The following is an 827-nucleotide window of genomic DNA, read 5'->3' as shown; positions in this document are numbered from 1 at the left end:
GCGAAGCGGCGGCTTCATATCTACGGGCTCCTTCGTCTAGAAGGTTTTCGGCGGGCGGAGGGCTAGCTCTTTCCTCATCTAGAATTTTCTTGACCTCTGCATACGCACTCCGGAGGCTTTCCGGTTCCAGGTGTCGCCGAAGCACCCTGCCGAAATCTGCTTCTCGGTTTTCCAAGCAAATTTCCATAAGGCGATCCCAGTCTTGGTGGTTCTGGGGCTCAGTGGTGCCAACCTTCCCATTAACCAGAGTCCGAACATAGACTGCCTTTTGTCGGACTAGGAGTTTGCCGTCACTGCCTGACATGGGTTTCCTCGCAACGACTGGCGTACGAATTCCCCCTGGAACGTAGATCACCGGATACTGTTGGCCTTGAAGGGCTGGGAATTCCACCGTAATTTCGAAGAGGGGGTCAGCGTATTGTGAAACTAGCTCTTGCAGTTTGTCCGGGTGGTAAACATTTTGAACACTTTCCTCCCATGGATAAGCAACGGGAGTCGCATCGTTGTTAAACCCGATGATTAAAAGCCCTCCGTCTGCATTGCGAAGCGCAAGGCACGTTTTTACAACTTTAGCCTTCCGCTCGTTTTCTTTCAGAGAAATCCCTTCTTTGTACTCAATGTTAAAGTTTTCGTGGGGCGGGTTCTGTAAAAGCTCCACTAAGTTGTCGGGTTTCCGGAAGGTCATCGTACCGCAGAACGGCTAGCACATTAGTATCAGTTTGGGCCTGTCAAAGAGTGCTGTCAACCTAGAAAACCCACGTTTTTGGCAGAAACGCCTGACTTTGAGGCTGCTCTGAAAAAGGAGGGTGATCTTTCTTCGGAAATGC

At 50.7% G+C, this 827-nt stretch carries 1 protein-coding gene; it reads right to left on the bottom strand.

The annotated features are described in order from the left end of the window. A partial coding sequence (locus FN369_RS00725) for an AlbA family DNA-binding domain-containing protein (protein ID WP_178087580.1) occupies positions 1–685 on the bottom strand: 685 nt, incomplete at its 3' end. Between the last annotated feature and the right edge of the window lie 142 nt (positions 686–827).

Source organism: Methylacidimicrobium cyclopophantes, from assembly GCF_902143385.2.
Taxonomy (GTDB): domain Bacteria; phylum Verrucomicrobiota; class Verrucomicrobiia; order Methylacidiphilales; family Methylacidiphilaceae; genus Methylacidimicrobium; species Methylacidimicrobium cyclopophantes.
The sequence above is the reverse complement of the archived record's forward strand: the minus strand, read 5'-3'. Positions and strand labels throughout refer to the sequence as shown.